This window comes from Pragia fontium DSM 5563 = ATCC 49100 (assembly GCF_900112475.1).
Taxonomy (GTDB): Bacteria; Pseudomonadota; Gammaproteobacteria; order Enterobacterales; family Enterobacteriaceae; genus Pragia; species Pragia fontium.
Window position 1 is genome coordinate 82,404 of record NZ_FOLW01000006.1, and the last position, 21,978, is coordinate 104,381.

The following is a 21,978-nucleotide window of genomic DNA, read 5'->3' on the forward strand; positions in this document are numbered from 1 at the left end:
GCTTATTTCTATTACTTTGAACTCGTTATTTCCAACTGAGCGCTTTGTTTGCCATCATTTAATCAGCGAGACAAATATCACCATGAATTTAATCATGATCATGGATAAGCAAAGATAAAATAATCAATATATTCAAATTGATAATAGAAAAACATCCAGAACCGGATAGGCATCACGGCTCTGGATATGACGCAGTGGATTACTCGGTATACATCGCTTTTAAAGCTTCAATTTGTTGCTTAGTGATACCCATCTCTTTAAGCAAATAATTATCCACTGAACCGTACTTTTGTTTAATCAGATCCAAGGCCGCCTTAATATACTCCGGTCTGGACTGCTGAATAGCCAGAAAACCCTTAATCGCTTTAGGATCTTGATTAAACTCTTTACTCATGTCCTCAAGTTCTTTTTTATCAAACTCTTTGCGATACTCATTGGTCAATAAATATTCATTAACGATGGTTTCTTCCGGTACGCCTAATGCAGCCAGGAAGACCGCCGACACATAACCGGTACGATCTTTACCGCCGGCACAGTGCCATACCAAACCTTTTCCTTCCGCCGTTAACGCCGTCGACAGTATTTGCTTCATAGAGTCATGGCTTTTTGGTGCTTCAACCATATAAGCGTTGGTATCAACATAAAAGCTTTCGGCTCTTGGCGTACTGACAAAGTTATAGATCGTTTCTGTGGTATCCCAAGAAACGTCTTTATATGCCGGAGGAATATCGGGGATCTGGGTATGGAAATAAGTGATGCCATTCATAGCCGGGTCTGGTTTTTTAGCGACCTCATTATCATTGCGCAGATCGAATACGTAACCCATATTCATGTTATAGGCGACATAGTTATACCCTTCAGATTTTAGCTTATAAGGGGTATCCGCACGATACATCATGCCCCACTTGGTATAACGACCATCGACAGTTTTAAACCCACCAAGATCGCGCAGATTATCCAGCCCCTTAGCCGGAACTTTGCGTTCCGCCAAGGTAATGACGGTATTTTTATTGGTAGGCAGTTTGAATAGCGTGCGATGTTGCGGATTTGGATCGTCAAAGGTTACCGCACCCTCTTTGGCGATTACCTCTAATGCCGTTGACTTACCGGAAGCCACATCAACCCAATGAATGGTGACTTTGCCTTGTGTGGGCATATCCGCCCAACGAACAGTGAGCTGATTGCCATCACGCGTTACGTTACCATTTTGATTAATAAGTTGCTGGTTAATCGCAATTGCAGATGATTCCGTTTGGGCTGCATAGGCGGGATAACTAATAGTTAACGGAGCAAGAAGGACAGCGGTAAATAATAGCGATGATTTAATATTACTCATTATGCATACACTCCATCTATGTCATGGATTTATTATTATGTGAGTTACGCTTAACAGCGCAATCGTACATCTCTGCTGATGTAGGATGATTAAAGCATTAAAGATAGGGGTACAGCTTCCCGCTAATTGTGATTCCATGTCCGATTTTTTGTCATATCCTCACTTATTGCCAATACTGTGAATAAGCTCAACATTTAACAAAATAAATAATCTCTTTTGAGAAAAGAAACCTAAAATAGTAAAAAGCAATTTTTTTAAAATTAGCGAATTAATTTAAAACAAAAACACCGTATATATTAATACGGTGTTTATATAAGTCTACTGATTAATATCAATCAGTTATCTGATAAATAACCTGATGTGCTTCTTCCGGCGATGGTAACTCTAACTTTGCCAGCATGCGATCCATGACTTTATCTGGCACCATATACTCGCGTTCACGATTCTGCTGTCGCCATTTAGCATAAGGGACTTCAATATAGACGACCCTAACCCGTGCTTTATAACTGACAAATAAATTGATCAGCTGTTGGCGCATTTGATGAGTAATATTGGTGGCATTCCAGACAAAATCATCACCACGACGCAGCTTTTCCCGCGCCTGTTGCTTTGCCTGCTGAACTACCCAACCATTGGCTGCACTATCATCAGGATTGATCCTATGCTGACGACGAATATCATCCAGACTGATAATCGCTGCTCCACCACAGGCCTGTTGTATATATCGGTCTTTGCCCATACCCGGTAGGCCGCATAATAATGTGACCTGACTTTGATAATCATCATAAGGCTGATAGTTAACAGGCGCACCGTCTGTGGCAAAATAGCGGTAACGCGCTTCATCAGATGAAAATTGCCGCGCCTGCCGCCAACACTGTTGCTCATGGCAGTATAGGTTAAACAATTCAATGCGCCCCAGCAGCTCATCCACATCGGAGCATTGTCGCCCCAAAACATCAGCCTTAGCTAATAGTGATAGCAAATGGGTATCAACCCGCAGCGACGCAGAAAACAGCGCTTTTTGTGGGTCAGGCTTCTCCATCACCCAAAGCGGTAAGCCATGGTAACGCACTAATGCGGCTATTTGTTCACGAACGGCAAACGGCGCGGGAGAATCTTTAAACAAAATCTGCCTTGCCGTGAATTCGCCTTTACGAGCATGGCCTGGAGACACTATCCGGCCATCATGATCGACGCGAGTCGTGCTGCGTTTTTCCACATCATGCAACAGTGCCGCCATCCACAGAATTTCTTGTTCCTGCGGGGTTAATTGCTCATATTCCGCCATAGAGACTAAGGCAGCCAATACACTTTGAGTATGTACTGCAACATCCCCTTCAGCGTGATGCAGAGGATCTTGCAAAACCCCAGCCATATCAGTCACCCAAGAATAGCGTTCTGCCAAAAATGACCATGATTTATCAGCACTAAACATCCAGCTCATTTTGACCTCCTGCCGTATTTCTTTCGTAAACCAACGGGGCTCGCTGCCAATTTCGTTTCCAATGAATATCCGTTTTAACATGATTTTTACGCACATACTTAAACACGTTATGTGAAAAGTCTGCCACGGGATAAGCATTAAGGTTACGACTGACAATACCTTCCATTGAACAACGTTGTTGTGAATCCCATGACTCAAAATGACTATCGCGTTGAGCATGAGCAATAATCAGCTGGCTGAATTCGAACTGCCCGACCCCTTTCGTAGCTATGTTTACTTCGGGTATCAATGGAAAATCAAATAAGGCGGCATAAAACCTGACCTCTTCCCAACTCAACCACATATCATGGTGACGTATCGCAAATACAAAAAAGTAATCTTCCAACCGGCGATATTCAATGGAGTGAATGGCATACAGATTTTCGCCAAAAATCTCGATATCGCCTAAATCATCCTTAATCAATTGCCAGCGTTGGCGAATTTGCTGAGTCCAGGCAGACTGAGTTACAGCCCCATGGGAACGGGCAAATACGCCATATTTATTCAGACAGTTATTTTCACCATCCAGCTTTTCGGTATGAACCAACTGTGTAATATTTGATATATCGCGCCACCAATGATGATTGATACGATCGTCACTGGTGGTACCCGGAGAAAACGGGTAATGATAGGTTCTGCCATATTTTCTCGATTGCATGTTCATAATGCTGCTTCACTCTACTGATGCACATTATTTCATGACCAAGTTATTAAACGTTTCAATCCCGGCGCAGTAAGGCGCAAAAACAATCCATTCTCTGAAACTTATTCTTTGAAACAATAGTGCAAATTCATCTTACCCAAATGAGCAGATGTAATAGCGTAAACGGAGGGAATTTAACGCGGTGATATTTCGAAGGCGCGCGCATACTAACAACATAAAAATAGAATTGCTAATAAAATGTGCGGCAAAATTAAGTGAATCAAACCTACTTTGACTCACTTAATTGAAGATAAGTTACAGGGTAACTTTAAATAACTGACTGAAATTATTGGTGGTTACTTCTGCCAATGTTTCCAGTTCAACGCCCTTCAATACCGCCAAATACTCGGCCACATCACGTACATAGGCGGGCTGATTCTCTTTGCCGCGGTGAGGAACTGGCGCTAAATAAGGTGAATCAGTCTCAATTAACATTCTATCTAACGGAACGTAACGAGCCACTTCACGTAGCGCTTCGGCATTACGAAACGTCACGATACCGGAAAATGAAATATAAAAGCCAATATCCAACAGTTGCTGAGCAGTATCGATATCTTCAGTAAAGCAATGCAGCACACCTCGGCACTCTTCGGCTCTCTCTTCTTTCAGAATACTCAAGGTATCGGCTCGCGCATCACGCGTATGAACAATGACCGGTTTATTTAATTGGCGGCCAACCTGAATATGCTGTCGAAAACATTCCTGCTGTAAGGGAATATTGTCCTGTTGATAATAATAATCCAGCCCGGTTTCGCCTAACGCAACGACTTGGCTATCAGCAGCCAACGCCAATAGCGTCTCCGGCTGGTAAACCTCATCCAGATTAAGAGGATGAACGCCGCAGGAAAGAAAAATGTTTTGATGTCCGGCTACCATCTTTTTTAAAGCTTGAAACCCAGGTAGCGTGGTTGAAACCGCCAGACAAGATTTGACATCCCGCTGTTTCGCAGCAGTGAGCACGCTGTTTAAATCAGTATGCTGCTCGGTATAATCCAAAGCATCAAGATGACAATGTGAATCGACTAAATACATAAAAATAAGCTCATAACAGAAAAAGTGATCACGCCAATAAAATATCGGCCTGATTTAGCATATTGGTCAACAGTAACTCGCGGTTAACGCCCGCAACGCTAAGTAATTCATGGCGACACTTCAGCCAATCCTGCGCAATACGGTTAAACAGCTGAGGTGAACCCAGTCCAGCTAGGTTACGAATGACAGATTGGCAGTCTTGATTGACTACAAAATCAAACGCTCCTTGTTGGTCTTTCACCACATCGAGCAATAGAGAAACGGCCCAGTGAATCCGTTCATCGGCATTATCATGATTTAATGCCGGTAGGAATGAAAGTAAATCACGCTGGAAAAATGCCGACGATAATGACTGACAAACCCCTTCCCGGTTTTTCCAAGTTTCCGAGGTTAACAATTGCTGCGCCGCCACCGGTGCCCCGTGACTCAGGCGTAATGCCGTTTTCAAACTGTCCGGTTGGCCAGCGTTCTGGCGTCTTAGCCATTCAATGCTGAACGTTTCCTCAGGACAATCCATAACCCAAAACAAGCAACGGCTACGCACCGTTGCGGGTAATTTCGCCGGTTCATGACAGCCCAACAAGAAATAAGTATCGGCTGGCGGTTCTTCCAACGTTTTCAATAGTGCATTGGCGGCAGCCTCACTGAGGAGCTCCGATTCAGGAAACCAAGCAACCTTATAACCACTTTGCTGCGCGTGGTTATATAGCGTCTCAGTTAATTCACGAACCCGATCAACACCAATAGCACTTTTACCTTTTTCAGGCTCGATAACGTGCCAGTCGGGATGGGTTCCTGCTTTCATCAAATTACAGCTATGGCATATCCCACAAGTTTTTTCACCCTGTGGATTACGGCACATTAACCAGCGCCCGAGCGCCTGGATCAGCTGTCGATCGCCACTTCCGGGGATTGATTGCAATAGCAACGCATGGTGTTTGCGATCGGAAGCATATTGGCTAACCAATTGCCGATAGATCGGTGTCAACCATGGATACCAAATCACTTCACATTCTCCAGCAGCCATTGACGCATGGTTGTCTGAATATCAGCAGTGACCTTTGCCAGGGATTGCGAGGCATCGATAGTGATAATGGAATTATCGCTTTGTGCTAATTCCAGATAACGCTGACGAGTTCGCTCAAAAAAGGCCAAAGACTCTTTTTCAATGCGATCAAGCTCACCACGGGCTCTGGCTCGTTCTAACCCTTTCTCTGGTAACACATCAAGATACAGCGTTAAATCAGGGTGAAAATCCCCCAGTACCGTATCACGCAAGGCGGTCATTAACTGATTATCGATTCCTCGGCCGCCGCCCTGATAAGCCTGAGAGGATAAGTCATGACGATCGCCGATAACCCAGGCACCGCGAGCTAAAGCAGGTTTCATCACATTCTCAACCAACTGAACTCGCGATGTGTACATCATCAACAATTCAGCCTTATCGGTCAGAACTTCATCTCCGATTCCCTGTTTTACCAATTCACGTAATTTCTCCGCTAATGGTGTTCCCCCTGGTTCTCGGGTGAAGACAATATCGGTAATTCCTTTGGCGTTTAATTCTGCTACGATCGTATCACGCGCCGTAGTTTTGCCTGCGCCTTCAAGCCCTTCAATGACAATAAATTTACCTTTACTCATGTCTATTTTCCTGCCCTCAGAGTCTGAAGATATGTGCGAACGGCCTGATTATGGCTCTGTAAATTAGTGGTGAACGTATGCCCACCTTTACCATCTGCGACAAAATATAAATATGGCGTTTTCGCCGGATGCGCCGCGGCCTTCAATGATGCGATACCCGGCATAGCGATCGGCGTTGGGGGTAACCTGTCAATGACATAGGTATTATATGCCGTTGGTGTGGTTAAATCTTTACGGGTGATATTTCCGTTATACAGTTCGCCCATTCCATAAATCACGGTTGGATCGGTCTGCAATTTCATCCCAATGCGCATACGATTGATAAACACCGAGGCGACCTTATCCCGCTCCGAATCAAGGGCTGTTTCTTTTTCAATAATCGAGGCCATTATCATCATTTCGTAAGGTGTTTTATACGGCAGATTCTCTTCCCGCCCCGCCCAGATTTCATCTATAGCGACCTTCATTCGATTGTGTGCCCGTTTAAGCAACGCAATATCGGTGGTACCCGCAGTATAATTATAGGTATCCGGATACAGCCAACCTTCCGGGTGTTGCGGATCGTTGATATCCAGACGCTCGGCAATTTGCCGCTCGTTAAGCCCTTTTAAACTATGTTCCAAGTAATTAGCCTGTTCCAGCAGCGGCAGCCAGTCTTTCATTCGTGTACCTTCAATAAAACGAATAGAAAACTGAGCCTCGCGTCCTGAACGCAGCAGCAAAAGCAAATCTTTGACGCTCATACCGGACTTAATTTGGTAGGTCCCTGCTTTAAAACCGCCTAATTCAGGCTTCACCCGCAGCAACCATGGAAAAGGCTTAATATCCGTTACCAGTTTCTTATCAACCAGCAACTGCGCTAATCCCACTCGTCCAGTGCCGGCAGGCAGAGTAAAGTATGTCTCTTCAGTAATATTGAGTGGCGTCTCTGCATACTTCTCCAGCCATTGATATCCGGCAAATACTCCAGCCGCTCCAGCCAGAATCAAAATTGCAAAGATCCCTATAATTTTTTTCTTCATTGCCTTGGTCATTCTCGTTAGCGCATATCAGAAGCGTATTAAATTTATCCTGATTTTATAAGCAAAACGGCCCGGTGAATATACCAGGCCGTTTATTTACGCATTATCGAACGTATTCGTTTTGAACTTACACTTTACGGAACAGGACTGAACCGTTAGTTCCGCCAAAACCAAATGAGTTACATAATGTGTATTCCATTCCTTTAACCTGACGAGCTTCATGCGGAACGAAGTCCAAATCACAGCCTTCATCTGGGTTATCCAGATTGATGGTTGGTGGAATCGCCTGATCCCGTAGCGCAAGGATTGAAAAAATTGACTCTACTGCGCCGGCAGCACCAAGTAAATGGCCTGTCATTGATTTAGTAGAGCTCACCATCACACGTTGAGCATCCTCTTTAAAGATACTCTTCACTGCCTGGGTTTCAGCTTTATCACCTGCGTGAGTTGAAGTCCCGTGGGCATTAACGTAGCTAACCTGTGAAGGATCCACATTGGCATCACGTAACGCATTTTCCATGGCCAGCGCAGCGCCAGCACCATCTTCCGGAGGAGATGTCATATGGTAAGCATCGCTGCTCATACCGAAACCAACGATTTCAGCATAAATTTTTGCGCCACGTTTTTTAGCGTGTTCGTATTCTTCCAACACCATGATGCCGGCACCATCTCCCAGAACAAAACCATCACGGTCTTTGTCCCACGGGCGACTTGCTGCCTGAGGATTATCATTACGGGTTGAAAGTGCACGTGCAGCACCGAAGCCACCAACGCCCAAAGGCGTACTGGCTTTCTCTGCCCCACCCGCTAACATGATATCAGCGTCATTGTGAGCAATAATTCTCGCAGCATGACCGATATTATGCACGCCTGAAGTACAGGCCGTTGCAATAGAAATGCTTGGCCCTCTTAATCCATAAATAATGGATAAGTGGCCCGCGATCATATTAACAATGGTTGAAGGTACAAAGAATGGGCTTACTTTACGAGGGCCACCGGCCATTAAGGCGCTGTGGTTCTCTTCAATTAAACCCAAGCCACCGATTCCTGAACCGATAGCGGCACCAAAACGCGGTGCATTTTCTGCTGTGACTTCAATACCGGAATCTTTCATTGCCTGTATACCAGCAGCAATACCGTATTGAATAAATGAGTCCATTTTTCTGGCATCTTTGCGAGAAATGTACTCTTCACAGTCAAAACCTTTAACTAAACCAGCAAAACGCGTTGCGTAGGCGCTAGTATCGAAATGGTCTATTAGGCTGATACCACTCTGCCCAGCAAGAAGAGCTTTCCACGTAGTCTCTACATTATTGCCGACAGGGGATAACATGCCCATTCCAGTCACTACAACTCGACGCTTAGACACGTTGAATCCTCCAGAGGGGAATGATTTGTATATGGAAATGAGAAAACTTAGGCGGTCGAATGACCGCCTAGATATGTCTGATTACGCGTGAGCAGTGATATAATCAATCGCTGCTTGAACTGTAGTAATCTTCTCTGCTTCTTCGTCTGGAATCTCAGTATCAAACTCTTCTTCCAGAGCCATAACCAGCTCAACAGTGTCAAGAGAATCAGCACCCAGGTCTTCTACGAAAGAAGCTGCGTTTTTGACTTCTTCTTCTTTAACACCCAGTTGTTCAATAATGATTTTCTTAACACGTTCTTCGATAGTGCTCATACTCTTAAATTTCCTATCAAAACTCGCTAACGCGATGGTTTTCGTAGTTTATTCAATGTTGAAAAAGATGCAACCAAATATAGGCTGGTCGAACCACAATTTTAAGTTATTTTGCTAAATTTAACGCAAATAGCTTAAAATTTCAGCGATTCTTAAAGCATATACATGCCACCATTCACATGTAAGGTTTCACCCGTAATATATCCAGCTTCATCAGAGGCTAAAAATGCAGCAGCGCTGGCTATCTCTTTTGCTTCGCCCAAGCGGTTAGCTGGGACTTGTGACAAAATGCCTGACCGTTGTTCATCTGTCAATGCGCGCGTCATATCAGTTTCAATGAAACCTGGTGCAATCACATTAACAGTAATACCTCTTGAGGCAACTTCACGCGCCAACGATTTACTAAAGCCAATAAGGCCAGCCTTAGCTGCGGCGTAGTTAGTCTGCCCTGCATTACCCATTGTACCAACAACTGAGCCAATAGTAATTATCCGACCACAACGTTTTTTCATCATGGCACGCATAACTGCCTTAGATAACCTGAAAACGGATGTCAGATTGGTGTCAAGAATATCTTGCCACTCATCATCCTTCATACGCATAAGCAGATTATCACGGGTAATACCTGCATTATTGATCAAAATATCAATTTCGCCAAACTCTGCACGAATAGTCTCAAGCACAGCTTCAATAGATGCGGAATCTGTCACATTTAGTGCCATTCCTTTGCCATGCGTACCCAAATATTCGCTAATCGCTTTCGCCCCATTCTCTGTTGTTGCCGTGCCAATAACACGAGCCCCTTCAGAAACTAGTTTTTCCGCGATCGCTCGGCCTATTCCCCGGCTTGCGCCAGTGACCAGAGCAATTTTTCCTTCTAACTTCATGCATTTCCCCTTTAGGATAAATTCAGCTCTAACTTACAGTTCAAGTGCACTTTGCAAGCTAGCAGGATCGTTTACCGCCGCAGCGGATAAAGAATCAACAATGCGTTTAGTTAATCCAGTTAACACTTTACCCGGCCCTATCTCTAACAAATAAGAGGCATTGGCCGCGGCAATATGTTCAACTGTTTCAGTCCAACGTACCGGACTGTATAACTGACGAACGAGTGCGTTGCGAATCGCATCGCCATCGGTTTCAGCTTTGACATCAACGTTATTAATCACGCTAATCTGTGGTGTATTAAAGGTAACCGATTTCAGCGCTTCCGCTAATTTTTCTGCCGCTGGCTTCATTAACGCACAGTGGGACGGTACGCTAACAGGCAACGGTAATGCACGCTTGGCGCCCGCCGCTTTACAGGCTGCTCCAGCACGCTCAACGGCCTCTTTATTGCCCGCAATAACAACTTGGCCTGGCGAATTAAAATTAACCGGAGAAACAACCTGCCCTTGAGCGGCTTCTTCACAGGCCTTAGCAATAGAATCATTGTCCAGACCAATAATGGCATACATTGCACCAGTACCTTCCGGAACCGCGTCCTGCATCAGCTTACCGCGAAGCTCTACCAGACGAATAGCGTCTTTAAAATCCAGTACTCCAGCACAAACCAATGCCGAATACTCACCGAGACTATGTCCGGCTAACACTGCTGGTACCTTACCATCCTGCTGTTGCCATACGCGCCAAATAGCGACAGAGGCGGCTAATAAAGCCGGTTGAGTTTGCCACGTTTTATTTAATTCGGTATCCGGTCCTTGCTGAACCAGATTCCAAAGGTCATAACCCAACGCCTCAGAAGCTTCGGCGAACGTTTCTTGTACTACAGGAAATTCTGCAGCTAATCCGGATAACATACCGACAGTTTGAGAACCCTGTCCCGGAAATACGATTGCAAATTGACTCATAAATATTTTTTCCAGATGCGATTAGAAGCGGATTAATGCCGAGCCCCAGGTGAATCCACCACCAAAAGCTTCAAGCAAAATAAGTTGGCCGCGCTGAATACGCCCGTCTCTGACGGCTTCATCCAAGGCTGAAGGAACAGAGGCAGCCGAGGTATTACCGTGGCGATCGAGCGTAATAACCACCTTATCCAGATCCATACCCAGCTTTTTAGCCGTGGCAGAAATAATACGTAAGTTAGCCTGATGAGGAACCAACCAATCGAGTTCTGATTTATCAATATTGTTAGCAGCCAATGTTTCATCAACAATATGAGCTAACTCGGTGACGGCAACCTTAAAAACATCATTACCTTTCATCGTTAGATAGTCAGGTTTACTTGGATCCACCCGATCATGATTAGGTAACGTGAGGAGTTCACCATAACGGCCATCTGCATGGAGATGGGTTGAAATAATGCCTTGCTCTTCGGAAGCTCCAACCACCACAGCGCCAGCACCATCACCAAACAAAATAATGGTACCGCGATCTTGTGGATCGAGGGTACGACTTAATGCATCAGAACCGATAATCAATGCTTTTTTTACAAAACCGGTTTTGACATATTGATCGGCTATGCTGAGGGCGTAAGCAAATCCGGCACAGGCCGCTGCAATATCAAAAGCGGCGGCATCTTTAATGCCTAAATATTTTTGGACTTCACAGGCAGCACTAGGAAACGCGTTACTTGATGACGTGGTTGCAACAATAATCAACCCAATTTCATCTTTATCAATTCCAGCCATTTCAATGGCTCTGTCGGCCGCATGGCATCCCATTGAAGCCACAGTTTCATCCGCTGCTGCGATATGACGCTGGCGGATCCCGGTACGGGACACAATCCACTCATCAGTGGTTTCTACCATCTGCTCTAGATCGGCATTGGTACGCACTTGTACGGGCAGATAACTACCCGTACCTAGAATTTTTGTATACATGGACGATCATTCACTCTTAGGTAATACGGCCTGAAGACGAGCAGCTATTTGTGTAGGAACTTCGCGTTCCACAGCCTGCACGGCCTGCTCAATGGCTACGGTGAAAGCCTGTTGGTTTGCTGCCCCATGACTTTTAATCACGGAACTACGTAATCCTAACAGACAGGCTCCATTATATCGATCGGGATTTAAATGCCCGAAACGTTTTGACAGACTCTTTTTCAGCCAGTAGCTGATGATCTTCATCCACCACAAACGCTTTTTCTTCCCTGATGATAATAATGAAAGAAATACTCTTACAACACCTTCCAGTGTTTTTAACGTAACATTACCGACAAAACCGTCGCATACTAACACATCCGTTTCGCCAGTAAGAAGATCATTACCTTCAAGATAACCAATATAGTTTATCTGTTGCACATTGCGGAGTATAGCCGCCGCAGCTTGAATATTATCGAGGCCTTTACTCTCTTCTTCTCCAATATTCAGCAGCGCAACACGGGGATTAGGGATCTGCAGAATCTCTTCTGCCATCACTGCCCCCATAACGGCAAACTGAACCAACATATCACTGTCGCATTCAACATTGGCGCCCAAATCCAGTAACAGGGTTTCCCCCCCTTTCTGATTGGGTAATGCTGACACCAAGGCCGGACGTTCAATCCCCTCCAGCGGTTTCAGCATCAGTTTCGCCAAGCCCATCAATACACCGGTATTACCAGCGCTAACACAGGCCTGAGCCTCACCACTCTTCACTAAATCAAGAGCAATACGCATAGATGTACCGCGACTATTTCTGATTGCTTGTGATGGCTTGGCATCATTGGCGACCATAAATTCCGCAGGAACAATGTTAATACGTTCGAGGATGTCAGGTGAATTTGAATTGAGAAGAGGCTGAATCGCGGCTGGGTTGCCGACCAACTGAATATTAAGCGCAGGATTAGAAGCCAATGCCTGCAAAGCTGCAGGCACTGTGACGCAGGGACCGAAGTCCCCGCCCATAGCATCTAACGCAATGGTTAGACGAGCCAAGGTATCACCGCTAATTACTTAGCGATTACCTTGCGGCCACGGTAGTAACCGTCAGCGGTGATGTGGTGACGCAGGTGAGTTTCACCTGAGACTTTATCCACGGATACTGCAGCGGTAGTCAATGCATCATGTGAACGACGCATGCCACGTCTTGAACGGGTACTTTTGTTCTGTTGTACGGCCATCGACCTTACTCCTCGGTTACTTTTGCTTTAAACTGGCTAATACGGCAAATGGATTTGGCTTTTCCGCCTCAGGCGGTAACTCACCAAAAATCATGTCCGCTTCGGACACTTCACAGTGTTCATATTCATGAACCGGCGCTATAGGCAATGAAAGAATAAGTTCATCTTCAATCAGAGCCAACAGATTGATTTCGCCAAACTCATCGACTTCAATCGGCTCATAGCCTGCCGGTAATGCTTCTGCCTGCTCATCATTTTTGATCGGGCTGAAACAATACGTTGCGTGAATAGTGTAAGGAAAGTTGTTATTACAACGCTGACACATCAAGGTTACTGGAACCTTAGCCTGCCCTGTAATCACCACCAACCGCTGATTATCAATTTTAAATGATAATTCAGCGTCAATATCACTATCCACACTCACCACTGACTCGGCTAAACGCAGGGCCTGAGCGCCTGAATAGATACCTGAGTAATCCAGACTTTTCTGAGCCGTACGAAGCGGATCAATGGTTAAGGGTAATTTTACCTTTTGCATAGGGCGCGCATATTAACGTTGTCATCGCTGATAGTCAAAGGAAAAGCGCGTAATTTACGTGCTTTTGACGATCTCAGCCTTTAAGAATGCCCATAGTTTAAAATAGGCTTTGCTATTTCGCTACGTTTTTCATAAAAATTCAATCAAATAATAGCCAATGCATGTAAAACCAGATTCGCTTATGTTAGCTTCAGTGATTAACCGTACTACGATTTATTAATAATATTAAGAAAGGAATCAGATTATGGGATTTGATGTTAGCTACCACCCTATTAGTGAACAAGAAATTAATGAATGGTACTTCGATCAGATAGAGGAAATAAAACAGGGTCAAGATTGCCCATCAACCGCTAAAACGTTGGCTGAAGCGCATAACATTGAAGATTTTTATATTAATAAATACCTTGATACACTCAATGTCGGCGCAAAAACCGACCCAACAGATCCTTTTAACAGAACGCACGGCCTGTATGTTGCCGTTGTTCAAGGTTTTTTCAGGACTTACTTCTATACCCGAGGTTCCGCCTTCTCTTTCCTGATAGAAGACCACCCAGAGTTTATTAAATACACTAAGCCATGGCAAAAAGTCGTTCCATTTGAAATCACCAATCCCCTCTCTAACAATATTACTGAAAACTATTGTTCTGGGGTCTTTATTCCCTATGAACAGGTCATCGAACTCTTAAATGATTACAACGACCCGACCAACAAACAGATACTCGACAACTTTTTTTCCGAGCAAAGAATTCAGGTTTTTCTAAAAGCGCTCAACTACTGTCAGCAGCATAAACTAGGGTTACTAGAGGCAACGGAAGTTATTACGCCGAACCCGACAGATTTAAATGAGAGCTCATGTTATTCAAATTTACTTAACTGTGATCCTGATGGCTTGGTGTTGTATGCCGAAGCAGCCATGGAGCAAATTAATCAGTATATTAGTCAGTTTGAAGCGGCAGAAGCGGCTGCGACTGAACCAAAGAAAAAGGGATTTTTTTCCCGGTTCTTTGGTAAATAATCGGTTAAGTTATCAATATTCAGGAGCCCTATATGCCAGCCTTAATCCTTGCCTCTACCTCACCTTATCGTCAGGCTTTATTAGAAAAGCTGGGATTACCGTTTAGTTGTATGGCGCCTGAAATTGATGAAACCCCACTTCAACAAGAATCAGCACAGGAACTGGTCATGCGACTGGCTAGCGAGAAAGCCAAAGCCGTTGCAGCGAAAAACCCACAAAGTCTGGTGATTGGTTCCGATCAAGTGTGTGTGCTTAACCATAAAATTACCGGAAAACCGCTTAACCGAGAAAATGCCATAGCCCAACTAACGGAAGCCAGCGGCCACTGTATTACCTTCTATACTGGCCTGTGCTTATATAATGGTAATAACGGACAAATAGATACGATTTGCGAACTGTTCAAGGTTCATTTTCGCCAGCTGACATCCGTTGAAATAGCCGCTTATGTCGATAAAGAACAGCCTTGGTACTGTGCAGGAAGCTTTAAGTCGGAAGGTCTGGGTATCACACTCTTCGAGCGTTTAGAGGGCCGCGATCCCAATACTTTAATAGGATTACCGTTAATTGCCTTAAATCAGATGTTGATCCAGCATGGAATCAATCCATTAACGGTAGGATAAAACGTACAGCAGTAAAAAGCCCTTAATCCCCGAGAGTGATTTCAAGGAAATTAAGGGTGGTTAAGTTTTTCAATTATTGCTTTTTAGCACGTAAAACCGTCAGACAACGGTTCAATACTTTATCTAGCGGCGCTTCCACTCGCTGAGTTTCACCCGTAGCAGGATGTTCAAATCGCAGTGATGAGGCATGCAAAAATAGCCGGTTCAGCCCAGTATCCGCTAGCTGACCGTCAAACTCCCTATCTCCATAGCGATCATCGAAGGCAATGGGATGCCCGGCATGCAGCGTATGAACCCGAATTTGATGGGTGCGCCCAGTAACAGGGCTGGCTTTGACCAGCGAGGCATGTTCAAAACGCTCTTCTACTTTAAAACGGGTTTCAGAAGGTTTACCTTCCACATTAACTCTGACGATACGTTCACCGCTCTGTAAAACGTTTTTCAACAGCGGCGCCTGAACGACCTTACAATGGGACTGCCACTGACCACGAACCAGTGCCAGATAATCTTTCTGCATGGTTTTTAAACGTAGCTGTTCATGTAACGATCTCAGCGCAGAACGTTTTTTCGCGACCAGTAAAACCCCAGAGGTTTCCCGATCCAAGCGATGAACCAGCTCCAGAAATTTGGCATCTGGTCTTAATGCTCGTAATCCTTCAATCACACCAAAGCTTAAACCGCTGCCGCCGTGCACCGCAGTACCGGATGGTTTATTCAGCACCAAAATATGATCGTCTTCATACAGGATGCAGCTTTCCAGTACAGCGACTTTATCTAATTTGGCTGAAACAGGCGATTCTTCACGTTCAGCAACTCTAACTGGCGGAATGCGAATAATATCGCCATCTTCCAGTTTATATTCAGGCTTGATACGTTTTTTATTGACGCGCACTTCACCTTTACGCAGAACCCGGTAAATCATACTTTTTGGCACACCTTTTAGCATGCTTCTCAAAAAGTTATCAATACGCTGTCCGGCGGTATCGGCAGTGATGGTCACTATTTGTACGGTTGGATGACTTGTTTTCATGGCGGTCATTCTAGCACGATCAATTTTTGCTAAATATGTCCTTATTAAATTGTTTTAATGACTACACTTATAAATAACACTATTTGAGCAATAAAATAAGTGAGATACGTGTAGCAAATTTTCGCCACAGTTCCAGTATATGGGCTTGTGTGCGACATGATTTTAACACGCTTTTTACATTATTATGCAGAAGAGTAAAAGTCACCTTGCCATAATGCTGTTGGCAGTTGATAATGTGGCTGATTTTCTGCCTTGCATCCCCCCTAACGTGAGGTAACAGGCAAAAAATAAGATTTGCAGATCGCTCAGATAGTGCAGCAATGGCGTAAGACACAATGAGTATCAGGCAATTAGCGAGCTACGGGTAGTGGCTTGGATGGTAAAAGGGTCCGATTTCTACAGCTAAATTTAGAAACGGTTTTCCTGGATAAAAAGCGCTGCTTTCACAAAGAAATGCAGGCTTACCGAGATATGCGCCCCTGTGCAGGCGACAACCGTGAGGTTGACGATTTTGCGATAAGACTCGGGGCCGTCGGTTAACTCTGTCCATTAGTTCCCCTATGCGTAGACTCAATTGACAATATAAAAGAATGAGTATTTTTTGATGAAAAGAATGTTGATTAACGCAACTCAGCAGGAAGAGTTGCGTGTAGCCTTAGTTGACGGGCAACGTCTGTACGATTTAGATATTGAAAGTCCAGGGCACGAGCAAAAGAAAGCCAATATTTATAAAGGTAAAATTACCCGTGTTGAACAAAGTCTGGAAGCAGCATTTGTTGATTACGGCGCTGAACGACACGGTTTCCTCCCATTTAAAGAAATTTCCCGCGAATATTTCTCCTCCAATTCAAGCTCTGGTCGTCCGAACATTAAAGATGTTCTGCACGTCGGTCAGGAAGTTATTGTTCAAGTTGATAAAGAAGAGCGTGGAAATAAAGGCGCAGCACTAACAACCTTTATTAGTCTGGCCGGCAGTTATTTAGTTCTGATGCCCAACAACCCTCGCGCCGGTGGTATTTCCCGTCGTATTGAAGGTGACGATCGTCAGGAACTGAAAGAAGCATTAGATTCACTAGAAATTCCTAACGGTATGGGCCTTATCGTCCGTACTGCTGGCGTTGGTAAATCCGCTGAAGCATTACAGTGGGATCTTTCTTTCCGTTTAAAACACTGGGAAGCAATCAAGAAAGCCGCAGAGAGTCGCCCTGCTCCATTCCTGATCCATCAAGAAAGTAACGTTATCGTTCGCGCCTTCCGTGACTATTTACGCCCGGATATCGGCGAAATCCTGATCGATAATATTAAAGTTCTCGACCTGGCCAAAGAACATATCGCCGCTCTTGGTCGTCCTGACTTCAGCAGCAAAATCAAGTCTTACACCGGTGAAATCCCGCTGTTTAGCCACTATCAAATCGAATCGCAAATCGAATCTGCCTTCCAACGTGAAGTTCGTTTGCCTTCCGGTGGCTCTATCGTTATCGATACCACTGAAGCCTTAACGGCCATTGATATTAACTCCGCCCGTTCTACACGCGGTGGCGATATTGAAGAAACTGCCTTTAATACCAACCTGGAAGCCGCAGATGAGATTGCTCGCCAATTACGTCTTCGTGACTTGGGTGGTTTAATCGTCATCGACTTTATCGATATGACGCCAATTCGCCATCAGCGCGAAGTTGAAAACCGTTTACGTGATGCGGTTCGTCAGGATCGTGCGCGCATTCAAATCGGCCGTATTTCACGTTTTGGCCTACTGGAAATGTCACGCCAGCGTCTAAGCCCATCTTTGGGAGAGTCGAGCCATCATGTGTGCCCTCGCTGTAGCGGTACCGGTACCGTTCGCGATAACGAATCTCTGGCGCTCTCGATTCTGCGTTTAATCGAAGAAGAAGCGTTAAAAGATAACACCAAAGAAGTTGATGCTATCGTTCCGGTTCAAGTTGCGTCTTATCTGTTGAACGAAAAGCGTGAATCAGTGAATGCCATTGAACGTCGTTCCGGTGGTAAAGTTCGCGTGGTGGTTGTGCCTAATGAACGTATGGATACACCACATTACGAAGTTATCCGTAAGAAACCAGGCGAAGAAAGCCATGTATTAAGCTACATGTTGCCACAATTGCATGAAGCGGAAACCGAGTCGGAAGAAGAAACCGTACACGAGCGCAAAATCCCAGAGCAACCTGCACTGGCCAGTTTCTCACTGCCGACAGAGTCAGCTCCGGTTGAAGAGAAAAAAGTGGTCACCACAGCACCTGCGGTAACCGCACCTGCTGCGCCTGGCCTGTTCTCTCGTTTGGTTAGCGGTCTGAAAAGTATCTTAGCACCGGCCGAAACAGCTCCAGCCCAACCTGAAAAGGCTGCGTCGGAAAAATCTAGCTATAACCAGCAAGATCGTCGTAACAACAACCGTCGCAACAATAATCGTCGCGATCGTAATAACGACCGCAATGACCGTAACGGTGAACGTAACAACGACCGTAATAGCGATCGTAATAACGACCGTCAGAATCGTGATAACAACCAAGATTCACGTCGTAACAATCGTCAGCCTCAACAAGCAACGACCGATACCGCTCAGAATGCGACAGCCACCGCCCCTCGCGATGAGAACCGTCGTGAAACTCGAGCAGAACGCCAGCGTCGTCGTAACGAAGATAAACGTCAACAGCAAACGCAAACTCAACAAAATGAGCAGGTAGAAGCCAGCATTGTTGAGAACGTAGTTGTAGTTGAAGAAGAGAAGCCTGCATCGGTTCCAGCTCAACGTCGTCAACGCCGCCAAGTAAACCAGAAAGTTCGTGTTGCGGCACAAACTGAGCAAACAGAAAGCAATAGCGACGCAGTTAAACCTGAAACCATGATTGCAATGGTTGAAGAGGTTAAATTGCTACCGCAACCTGCTGCAGTGAACAAACCTGAAGAAGCAGGACTCACTACCGAGTCTGACAGCGATAAGAATGGTTATAATAACGGCAATAATACCAATGATGCTAATGGTATGCCGCGCCGTTCTCGCCGTTCGCCGCGTCACCTTCGCGTTAGCGGCCAACGTCGTCGTCGTTATCGTGACGAACGTTATCCAACCGTTTCACCGATGCCATTAGCTACAGCAGCGGCATCACCTGAACTGGCATCGGGTAAAGTGTTTATCAATTACGCAGCGTTAGCCGTTGAACAACCGAAAGCGTTCGAACCTATTGAAGCCTTGGAAGCAGCAAATAACGCCGAGAAGCGTATTACACAGCCGGAAATCGTTGTTACCAGCGTCGTCGCTGAAACAGTGGAATCCTCTGTCGTCAATGCAGCAGAAAAAGTTGAAGTGGTAGTTAATGAAGCTTCAACAATAGTTGAAACACCGGCAGCAGTCGCTCATGTTGAAACTCAATCTGATGAAGTGGTTTCTCCAGTGGTTGAAGCACCACAAGAATCCGCTGTTGTTGAAGAAAGTGTTACCGTCAGCAACCCTGAACCACAGGTTGTCAACACGATCACGGAACCAACAACATCAGTCGTTGCTACGCCTTCTATTCATGCAGGTACGTCTTCGGCGCCGGCTGCATCACCTTCATATCACGCAGAGCCTGTGGTTGAAGCCGTTGTACAACAGCCAACCCCAATCGTTGAAGACGTTAAATCACCGGTCGCGGATGCTGAAGTGAATACCATTAACCCCGTTCAGGTTGCCAGTTCTCCAGTCTCCAGACCTGTCATGCCTGAAGCTGAAGTATTGGCAGAACAACCAGTAACTGTGGTATCTGAAACGGTAGCCGTTGTTGAAACCCCTGCTACTTTACCTACTGAAGCATTCGCGGGTAAAGGTTCTGCTGGCGGCCATGCAGCCACTAATCACGCGGCTGCGCCAGCGGCAAGACCTGCCCCGATTGATGATTAATCTCATTAATCAATGAAAACAAAAAACCCGCATAATGCGGGTTTTTTATTGCCAGAAACCGAAGAGAAATTAGTAGACTTTGCTCATCAGGTTAATATTCAGCGATTCAATTTTACCCTTGGTGAACTGAGCAAATGAAGTAAAGTGCTCAGACTGGTTATGTGCATCGAGAATAGGTTGTGAGGCCCAACGTTCAATAAATACATACACTAAAGGATTCTCTTTATCCTGGTGTAAATCATACTGAAGGCACCCTTCTTCAGCACGGCTGCTATCAACCAGTTTCTTTAACTGTTCCATTAACGGTGCCTGAAAATCACTCTTAATCGTCAATGTAGCAACAATGGTTATTTCACTCATTTAAATTCCTTAACATATGTTTATTGAATGCCTAAAAATCAAATTACTTAATTAACCATACCCGGTAGTTTTTACCTTTAATTTTTCCATTACGTAAACGTTCCAATGCATTTTTAGCACTTTTACGTCGGATAGCAACATAAGCTTGAGTATCAAATATGGCAATCTTACCGACTTCTGCCGCTGTTAATCCCGCATCGCCGGTTAATGCCCCTAAAATATCCCCCGGACGCATTTTCGCTTTACGCCCACCGTCAATATTTAAGGTCATCATATCCGCAACCACCGGCTGAATATCCGCATGGTTTAGTGTTGCCGAATCTCTCCACTCCAACGACTCAGATAAATAATCTTCAATCGCGTGAGCCCGTTGTAACTCATTTACCGTACAGAAACTAAAAGCCATTCCTTCTGCACCCGCTCGGCCAGTTCGACCGATACGATGAACATAGACTTCTGGATCGTAAGGCAGCTCGAAATTTATTACTAACGGTAATTCTTTGATATCCAGGCCACGAGCCGCCACATCCGTTGCGACCAGTACTCGGCAGCTTAAATTAGCGAACTGCACTAAAACCCTTTCCCGGTCCCGCTGTTCCAAATCACCATGTAGCGCTAATACGCTATTGCCAGAGGTGCTTAACGCGTCAGCGATTTCCTGACAGTCTCTTTTCGTATTAGAGAAGATGACGCAAGATTGCGGCTGATAGTGTGACAATATTTTTTGTAGCAAGCTGATACGCTGCGATGAACTAACCTCAAAAAACTGCTGCTCAATGTGAATGCGATCGTCCGCCGACTCGATAATAATACGTTGCGGAGAACGCTGAACATTGGCGCTCATCTTTTCGATATCCACGGGATACGTGGCAGAGAAAAGCAACGTTTGACGCTGTGTTGGCGTCTGACTGATGATATTATTCACTTCATCAGAAAAACCCATATCCAGCATTCTATCCGCTTCATCCAAGACCAGCACCTTCAAGTCATTCAGCGTTAAGTTTCCCTTGCGCAAATGGTCCTGAATCCGCCCTGGCGTTCCTACAATGATATGGGCCGGATGAGCTAATGAATCGATCTGCTGACCCATCGGTTGACCACCACATAAAGTCAGCACTTTAATATTGGCAAGATATCTGGCCAAACGCCTTAACTCTTTACTGACCTGATCCGCCAACTCTCGGGTAGGACAAAGTACCAGAGCTTGAGTACGAAACTCCCCTACCTGAATAGCGTTAAGCAAGCCAATACCAAAGGCGGCCGTTTTACCACTGCCGGTTTTCGCCTGAGCGACAACATCCTTCCCCTGTAGAATAGCGGGTAACGAGGCCGCCTGAATGGGCGTCATTTGCGCATACCCTAATTCATTTAAATTAGTAACTTGTTCTTCGGGCAGTGATAGATCGGAAAAAGATAATGTTGTACTCACGATAAGCTCTTTTTACACAAAATAAATAGGCTGGATTAAATACCAGACGAAGGGTAAATATTAACAGACTTTCCTTGCTATTGATGCCAATTCCTCTGCGCTTATTTTCCTGCCGTTCGTTTGATTATGACAAATAACCAAAGGTGAC

21 protein-coding genes are annotated in these 21,978 nt (G+C 45.1%); 3 read left to right on the forward strand and 18 right to left on the reverse strand.

What is annotated here, in order from left to right:
* Positions 1-199 precede the first annotated feature (199 nt).
* The 15 genes from BMZ28_RS10330 to yceD form a co-directional block, all read right to left on the reverse strand.
* Positions 200-1,336 carry a tyrosine-protein phosphatase gene (locus tag BMZ28_RS10330; RefSeq protein ID WP_074822934.1) on the reverse strand — a complete coding sequence of 379 codons (1,137 nt, stop codon included), beginning with the start codon at positions 1,334-1,336 and terminating at the stop codon, positions 200-202.
* A 331-nt stretch (positions 1,337-1,667) separates the two neighbouring features.
* On the reverse strand, positions 1,668-2,780 hold the full coding sequence (locus BMZ28_RS10335; protein ID WP_074822937.1) for an AAA family ATPase: 1,113 nt from the start codon (positions 2,778-2,780) through the stop codon (positions 1,668-1,670).
* On the reverse strand, positions 2,764-3,483 hold the full coding sequence (locus BMZ28_RS10340; protein WP_074822940.1) for an RNA ligase family protein: 720 nt from the start codon (positions 3,481-3,483) through the stop codon (positions 2,764-2,766). Before BMZ28_RS10340 ends, BMZ28_RS10335 begins: the two co-directional genes overlap by 17 nt.
* A 294-nt stretch (positions 3,484-3,777) precedes the next feature.
* Positions 3,778-4,554, reverse strand: coding sequence for a metal-dependent hydrolase (locus BMZ28_RS10345; RefSeq protein WP_047780953.1), 777 nt, complete (start codon positions 4,552-4,554; stop codon positions 3,778-3,780).
* Between the two features lie 28 nt (positions 4,555-4,582).
* Positions 4,583-5,560, reverse strand: coding sequence for a DNA polymerase III subunit delta' (gene holB, locus BMZ28_RS10350; protein WP_074822943.1), 978 nt, complete (start codon positions 5,558-5,560; stop codon positions 4,583-4,585).
* Positions 5,557-6,195 (reverse strand): dTMP kinase, encoded by a 639-nt coding sequence (gene tmk, locus BMZ28_RS10355; protein ID WP_047780951.1) that lies wholly within the window; start codon positions 6,193-6,195, stop codon positions 5,557-5,559. The genes holB and tmk overlap by 4 nt, the downstream gene beginning before the upstream one ends.
* A gap of 2 nt (positions 6,196-6,197) precedes the next feature.
* Positions 6,198-7,217: an endolytic transglycosylase MltG gene (mltG, locus tag BMZ28_RS10360; RefSeq protein ID WP_047782610.1), complete on the reverse strand. Its 1,020-nt coding sequence runs from the start codon at positions 7,215-7,217 to the stop codon at positions 6,198-6,200.
* A gap of 127 nt (positions 7,218-7,344) precedes the next feature.
* Positions 7,345-8,586, reverse strand: a complete 1,242-nt coding sequence (fabF, locus tag BMZ28_RS10365; protein ID WP_074822947.1) for a beta-ketoacyl-ACP synthase II — start codon at positions 8,584-8,586, stop codon at positions 7,345-7,347.
* A gap of 81 nt (positions 8,587-8,667) precedes the next feature.
* Positions 8,668-8,901, reverse strand: a complete 234-nt coding sequence (gene acpP, locus BMZ28_RS10370; RefSeq protein ID WP_047780949.1) for an acyl carrier protein — start codon at positions 8,899-8,901, stop codon at positions 8,668-8,670.
* Between the two features lie 152 nt (positions 8,902-9,053).
* A complete protein-coding gene (fabG, locus tag BMZ28_RS10375) occupies positions 9,054-9,788 on the reverse strand; it encodes a 3-oxoacyl-ACP reductase FabG (RefSeq protein ID WP_047780948.1) in 735 nt (244 codons plus the stop codon).
* 33 nt (positions 9,789-9,821) lie between these two features.
* Entirely contained in the window at positions 9,822-10,751 is a 930-nt protein-coding gene (gene fabD / locus BMZ28_RS10380) for an ACP S-malonyltransferase (RefSeq protein WP_047780947.1), read from the reverse strand.
* 21 nt (positions 10,752-10,772) lie between these two features.
* Complete coding sequence (locus tag BMZ28_RS10385; RefSeq protein WP_047780946.1) at positions 10,773-11,726, reverse strand: beta-ketoacyl-ACP synthase III; 954 nt, start codon at positions 11,724-11,726, stop codon at positions 10,773-10,775.
* 6 nt (positions 11,727-11,732) lie between these two features.
* Positions 11,733-12,761 (reverse strand): phosphate acyltransferase PlsX, encoded by a 1,029-nt coding sequence (plsX, locus tag BMZ28_RS10390; RefSeq protein ID WP_074822950.1) that lies wholly within the window; start codon positions 12,759-12,761, stop codon positions 11,733-11,735.
* A 14-nt stretch (positions 12,762-12,775) separates the two neighbouring features.
* A complete protein-coding gene (gene rpmF, locus BMZ28_RS10395; RefSeq protein WP_029095369.1) occupies positions 12,776-12,946 on the reverse strand; it encodes a 50S ribosomal protein L32 in 171 nt (56 codons plus the stop codon).
* A 16-nt stretch (positions 12,947-12,962) separates the two neighbouring features.
* A complete protein-coding gene (gene yceD / locus BMZ28_RS10400; RefSeq protein ID WP_047780944.1) occupies positions 12,963-13,484 on the reverse strand; it encodes a 23S rRNA accumulation protein YceD in 522 nt (173 codons plus the stop codon).
* Positions 13,485-13,728: 244 nt separating this feature from the next.
* Between yceD and BMZ28_RS10405 the strand changes: the two genes are divergently transcribed.
* Both BMZ28_RS10405 and BMZ28_RS10410 read left to right on the forward strand, forming a co-directional pair.
* Positions 13,729-14,499, forward strand: coding sequence for a hypothetical protein (locus BMZ28_RS10405; RefSeq protein WP_074822953.1), 771 nt, complete (start codon positions 13,729-13,731; stop codon positions 14,497-14,499).
* Between the two features lie 32 nt (positions 14,500-14,531).
* On the forward strand, positions 14,532-15,119 hold the full coding sequence (locus tag BMZ28_RS10410; RefSeq protein ID WP_074822958.1) for a Maf family protein: 588 nt from the start codon (positions 14,532-14,534) through the stop codon (positions 15,117-15,119).
* Between the two features lie 73 nt (positions 15,120-15,192).
* Here BMZ28_RS10410 and rluC read toward each other — a convergent pair whose 3' ends face one another.
* Positions 15,193-16,149: a 23S rRNA pseudouridine(955/2504/2580) synthase RluC gene (rluC, locus tag BMZ28_RS10415; protein WP_074823145.1), complete on the reverse strand. Its 957-nt coding sequence runs from the start codon at positions 16,147-16,149 to the stop codon at positions 15,193-15,195.
* Positions 16,150-16,753: 604 nt separating this feature from the next.
* On the opposite strand from rluC, the gene rne reads away from it, so the two are divergent.
* Positions 16,754-20,041, forward strand: a complete 3,288-nt coding sequence (gene rne, locus BMZ28_RS10420) for a ribonuclease E (protein ID WP_074822961.1) — start codon at positions 16,754-16,756, stop codon at positions 20,039-20,041.
* Positions 20,042-20,110: 69 nt separating this feature from the next.
* Here rne and BMZ28_RS10425 read toward each other — a convergent pair whose 3' ends face one another.
* Together BMZ28_RS10425 and dbpA are read right to left on the reverse strand one after the other, a co-directional pair.
* The gene (locus BMZ28_RS10425; protein ID WP_047780941.1) at positions 20,111-20,401 is read right to left on the reverse strand and encodes a putative quinol monooxygenase; all 291 of its coding nucleotides are present in this window, start codon (positions 20,399-20,401) and stop codon (positions 20,111-20,113) included.
* Positions 20,402-20,444: 43 nt separating this feature from the next.
* Positions 20,445-21,830, reverse strand: coding sequence for an ATP-dependent RNA helicase DbpA (dbpA, locus tag BMZ28_RS10430; RefSeq protein ID WP_074822964.1), 1,386 nt, complete (start codon positions 21,828-21,830; stop codon positions 20,445-20,447).
* Positions 21,831-21,978: the final 148 nt, after the last annotated feature.